General features: G+C 66.9%; 4 protein-coding genes. All 4 read left to right on the forward strand.

Annotated features, from left to right (window positions below; translation table 11 throughout):
• Positions 1–687: 687 nt before the first annotated feature.
• The 4 genes from ACWGIC_RS44555 to ACWGIC_RS44570 all read left to right on the forward strand — a co-directional run bounded on the left by ACWGIC_RS44555 (position 688) and on the right by ACWGIC_RS44570 (position 5,210).
• On the forward strand, positions 688–1,656 hold the full coding sequence (locus tag ACWGIC_RS44555) for an EfeM/EfeO family lipoprotein (protein WP_452081996.1): 969 nt from the start codon (positions 688–690) through the stop codon (positions 1,654–1,656).
• On the forward strand, positions 1,653–2,849 hold the full coding sequence (locus tag ACWGIC_RS44560) for a Dyp-type peroxidase (protein ID WP_452081997.1): 1,197 nt from the start codon (positions 1,653–1,655) through the stop codon (positions 2,847–2,849). The genes ACWGIC_RS44555 and ACWGIC_RS44560 overlap by 4 nt, the downstream gene beginning before the upstream one ends.
• A 44-nt stretch (positions 2,850–2,893) precedes the next feature.
• Positions 2,894–4,519, forward strand: coding sequence for a phospholipase C (locus ACWGIC_RS44565; protein WP_452081998.1), 1,626 nt, complete (start codon positions 2,894–2,896; stop codon positions 4,517–4,519).
• A gap of 289 nt (positions 4,520–4,808) precedes the next feature.
• A complete protein-coding gene (locus ACWGIC_RS44570) occupies positions 4,809–5,210 on the forward strand; it encodes a histone-like nucleoid-structuring protein Lsr2 (protein WP_452081999.1) in 402 nt (133 codons plus the stop codon).
• Positions 5,211–5,376: the final 166 nt, after the last annotated feature.

Consider the following 5,376-nt stretch of genomic DNA (forward strand, 5'->3'; position numbering starts at 1 on the left):
CGGCCCCTATGGGGGCTTCCGGACCGGGGGGGCTGGCCTATTGGGGAAAGATGCCTTGACAAGCACCCCCGAACCGCAGGGAAGGCTTCGTATCGGGGTGCAGGGCCTGGTGTGGGTGCCGTGGTGGGGTTGGGTGCGCGGGTGCGGTTGGGGTGGTGGGGCGCGGGGCTTGGGTGCGTTGGTGGGTTGTGTGCGCGGGCTGCGGTTGGCACGGGGGGTGGGGGCTTGCGCCCCCGAAAGAAAGAAGAAGGGGTATTGGGTGCGTCACATGGGTTTTGCTTGGTGGGGCGAGGGAGGGAAAAAGTCATATTAGGCGAATCGGGCAGGTCGTTAGCTTGTGCTTTGGTGGGCTATATCCGATTCGGGTCGTTCGCTGGTTGAAGTCCTGGTGAATTCCGGGGGAGGCTGCGTTCTCGACCAGGGTTTCTTCGCTTTCCGCACGCATAATTCCGTTCCGGTGGTCCGAAGGTGTGGCGGGAGGAAAGGGTGTCGGGGTCTGTGCGTGCCCGTTGGGTCGGCGGTGGGGTCGTGGGTGCGGTCGTGGTGGCGGGCGTCGCGTTCGCGGTGTGGCCGGACGGGGCTTCGGCGCAGGATCCGGAGATCCAGATTTCGCGGTCGGCGTGCGGTCAGGGCTGGGGTGATCCGCGGCCGGGAGTTCAGGTTTTTCATCTGCGCAACACCGGATCGGTGACCTCCGAGGTGGATTTGATCGATCCGGCGACCGGGGTGATTTACGGGGAGGTTGAGGGGCTTGGCAGCGGGACTGCCCGGCCGCTGCAGGTGACGCTCGGCAATGGGACCTACGCATTCCGTTGCCTTCCCGAGGATTCGTCGGCGATCGTCGGGCCGGCGGTCACGGTGAGCGGCGGGGCCGAACGCGGGCCGGGCGTTGCGCCGGTGACGCAGAACGATCTGCTCGGGCCATTGAAGTCCTATCAAGCGCATGTGGCGCAAGGGCTCGGCCAGTTGGCTGCCGACGTCGGCAAGGTGAAGGACGCCATTCGCAGCAACGATCGCGGTGCGAGTCAGGCTGCTTGGCTGGTCGCGCACTTGGATTACGAACGGCTCGGGGCGGCCTACAACGCGTTCGGCGACTCCGACAAAGCTATCAACGGGACCGCCGCCGGGTTGGCGGGAGAGGCCAAGAGTTCGGAGTTTACTGGATTCCATCGGATCGAATCCGGCTTGTGGCACAACGAGGATCTCGCTGCCCTCGCGCCGGTGGCCGAACAGCTGGACAGCGACGTGCAGAAACTTCGCAAGTCCTTTGCGGACAGTCAGGTCGACCCGAACGACCTTGGCTTGCGCGCGCACGAGATCGTGGAGAACACGCTGCAATTCGAACTGACCGCGCGCACCGATTACGGCAGCGGCACCAACCTCGCTACGGCCCGCGCGAATCTCGACGGGACTCAGGCGGTCCTTGACGTCCTGCGCCCGGTTCTCGCCCCGCGCTATCCAGGACTGTCCAAGGTGGACAATTGGATGAAGCGCACCACGGCGACCCTCGACAGTGCCAAGAAGCCGGACGGTTCGTGGACGCCGGTGAGCCAGTTGTCCGCGCCGCAGCGGCAAAAACTCAATGCGGATGTCAGCGAATTGACTGAGTTGCTCGCTCCGATCGCCGCGATCGCGGAGCCTAGGAGGATTTCGTGACGACAGAATCCTCTCGCCGGTCTTTCCTGCGCCGCACGGTCGTGGGTGCGGGGATCACCGCGGCTGCCGGGATTGGCGTGACCGCTAGTGCGAGCGAAGAGACGAACACCGTTCCGTTCCACGGGCCCCGGCAGGCCGCGATTTTGCGCCAGCCACCGGCGCAAAGCGTGATCGCGTCCTTCGACGTGGTCGCGGAGAACCGTGCGGAATTGACCCAGTTGTTCCAGGAGATTACCGACCGCGCGAGGTTCCTGACGAACGGCGGCGCGCCGGCCGCGCTCGGCATCACCGCTCCGCCAGCCGATTCCGGCGTGCTCGGGCCGGTCGTGCCGCACAGTGACCTCGGTGTGATCGTCGGCGTCGGATCGTCCCTTTTCGACGGACGGTACGGGCTGGCCGAGCGCAAGCCCAAGAAGCTCAAGCCGATGACCACGTTCCCCAACGACGCGCTCGACGACCGGCAATGCCACGGCGACCTGTCGCTCACCCTGTCCGCGAGCGACACCGACACGGTGCTGCACGCGCTGCGCGACCTGGCCCGCGCGACCCGCGGCGGAATGCAACTGCGCTGGAAGATCAACGGCTTCAGTTCGCCGTCCCGGCCGTCCGGAACCCCGCGCAATCTGATGGGGTTCAAGGACGGCACGGTGAACCCGGCGGCGTCCGAAATGGACCGGCTGGTGTGGGTGTCGGGGGCGGGCGAGCCCGCGTGGACGGCCGGCGGCAGCTACCAGGTGATCCGGCTGATCCGGATGCTGGTCGAGTTCTGGGACCGGGTGTCGATCACCGAACAGGAGAACATGTTCGGCCGCCGCCGCGACACCGGCGCTCCGCTGGACGGAGCGTCCGAACAGGACGAACCGCGCTACGCCGACGATCCGATCGGCACGGTCATCCCGCTCACCAGCCACATCCGCAAGGCGAACCCGCGCACCCCGGAGACCGACGACAGCCGCATCCTGCGCCGCGCGGTCAACTACGACCGCGGTGTGGACGCCAACGGCAACCTCGACATGGGCCTCGTCTTCACCTGCTACCAGCAGGACCTCGAGCGGCAGTTCGAGGCGGTGCAGAAGCGGCTGATCGGCGAGCCGCTCGTCGACTACATCTCCCCGTTCGGCGGCGGCTACTTCTTCGCGCTGCCCGGCGTCACCGGTCCCAGCGACCACTTCGGCCGGGCGCTCCTCGCCTGAGGCGCGCCCCGATCCCCACCCGGCGAAACCAGGAGGAATCCTCAGTGGACACAGCATTCGGCAGGCGGCGCCGTCGCCTGCTCAGTGCGGGCGCGCTCGTCTCGGCGGCGGTGCTCGCGATCGTCACCGGCTCCGCGGCGTCGTCCGCGCAGGCCCAGCCGCTGCACCCGTTGCCGGCGTCGTGGCTGCCGACGCTCACCCCGATCAAGCACGTCGTGGTGATCTTCGGCGAGAACATCTCGTTCGACCACTACTTCGGCACCTACCCGAACGCCACCAACGAGAACGGCACCCCGTTCCAGGCCGCGCAGCACACGCCGAAGGTCAACGGCCTCGACGAGAAGCTGCTGACGCACAACCCGAACGCCTACAACCCGAAGCGGCTCGGGCCGGACCAGGCGCTCACCTGCGACCAGAACCACAGCTACGGCGCCGAGCAGGCCGCGTTCAACGGCGGCAAGATGGACAAGTTCGTCGAGAAGACCGAGACCGACAAGTGCACCGGACAGCCGGTCCTGTTCGGCGAGCCGGGTCTGGTCATGGACTACTACGACGGCAACACCGTCACCGGCCTGTGGAACTACGCGCAGCACTACACGCTGAGCGACAACTCGTTCAACACCGTCTTCGGCCCGTCCACCCCGGGCGCGATCAACCTGATCTCCGGCCAGACGCACGGGATCCAGGCGGTCGACCCGGTCACGCACGAGCCGAAGAACGACCCGTACGTCGTCGCGTCGCCGGACGAGGACGGCGTCGGCACCGTGATCAACGACCCGGACCCGGCCTGGGACGACTGCTCGGGCAAGAACCACACCTCCAAGGACAACCTCGGCGCGATGCAGGGCCGCAACGTCGGCGACCTGCTGAACGACCGGCACGTCACGTGGGGCTGGTTCCAGGGCGGCTTCAGGCCGACCGGCACCCAGAACGGCTACGCGGTCTGCGGGCAGAAGCACGCGAACATCGGCAATCAGTCCTCCGTGGACTACAGCCCGCACCACCAGCCGTTCCAGTACTACAAGTCCACTTCGAACCCGCACCACCTCCCGCCGTCCTCGGTGCAGGCGATCGGCCAGACCGACCGGGCCAACCACCAGTACGACCTGAGCGACTTCAACGATTCGCTCAAGGCCGGATCGATGCCCGCGGTCAGCTTCCTCAAGGCTCCGGAGTACCAGGACGGGCACGCGGGCTATTCCGACCCGCTCGACGAACAGCATTTCGTCGTCGACGAGATCAACAAGATCCAGCAGTCCCCGGAGTGGCGTTCGACCGCGATCGTGCTCGCCTACGACGACTCCGACGGCTGGTACGACCACGAGAACTCGAAGATCGTGAACGGTTCGCAGGACGCCTCGCAGGACCAGGCCGTCTGCACCGGCAAGCCGGCCGGGCTCGGCGGGCACGCCGACCGCTGCGGCTACGGTCCCCGGCTGCCGCTGCTGGTCATCTCGCCCTACAGCAAGGTGAACTACGTCGACCACACCCGGACCGACCAGACCTCGGTGCTGAAGTTCATCGAGGACAACTGGTTCTCCGGCCGGGTCGGAGACGGCTCGTTCGACACTCGCGCGGGCGGTCTCTGGAACATGTTCAACTTCTGGTGGCCGCAGGCGGGCAAGCTCCCGCTCGACCCGGAGACGGGTGCGCTGCCCGGGCGGAACTAGTCCGCGTTTTCCCTCTCCGCACCGAAGGCCATCGGGTTTCGACCCGGTGGCCTTCGGCCGTTTCCGGGCCGGGTTCGGGTCCGCTGAGCGGGAAACCGTGTGCGAATAGCGCAGCCGCACTGGAAACTTTCCAGTGCGCGCAGTCGCGGATTGAGCACCGAAGGTGTTCGGGAACCGAGCGGGAAAGCGCGGGCGGCCGAACCGGAATGGAGTCGCGCTGCGCGGTCCGTCACTCGACACGATAGGGTAATCGCAGGCACATCCTGTAGAAGGTGAAGGAACGCGAATCATGGCGCAAAAAGTCCATGTCGAGATGGTGGACGACATCGACGGCAGCATCGCCGAACAGACCGTCCCGTTCAGTCTCGACGGCGTGAGCTACGAGATCGATCTGTCCGAAGACAACGCTGCCGCATTGCGGGAAGAGCTGGCCCGTTACGTCGCCGCCTCGCGCCGGGTCGGCGGCCGCAAGGTCCGGATGGCCGCCGGGCAGGCCCCGCGGCCGGCTTCGACCGCCGCGGACCGCGAGCGCAACAAGGCGATGCGCGAGTGGGCCGAGGCCAATGGTTTCACTGTCTCCGACCGCGGCCGGCTCCCGGCGGAGATCGTGAAGGCCTACGAGGAGCGCGACACCGAGGCGCCGGCCAAGCCGGCTCGCAAGCGCGCGACGCGCAAGAAGGCCAGCGCCTGAGCGTTCTTTTCGGCAGCTGTGCCGCGGGGGCCGCGGCTAGTGATCAGCGGTGAGGGCGCCGCCGGGATTCCCGGCGGCGCCCTTCTGGCTGTCTGGGGGTAATCGCGCTTTCCCCGCCCTCGACGCGTTACCGAGGTCCGTGAAGGGCTCCTTGAGGGAATAAGAT

The organism is Amycolatopsis sp. NPDC054798 (assembly GCF_053611505.1).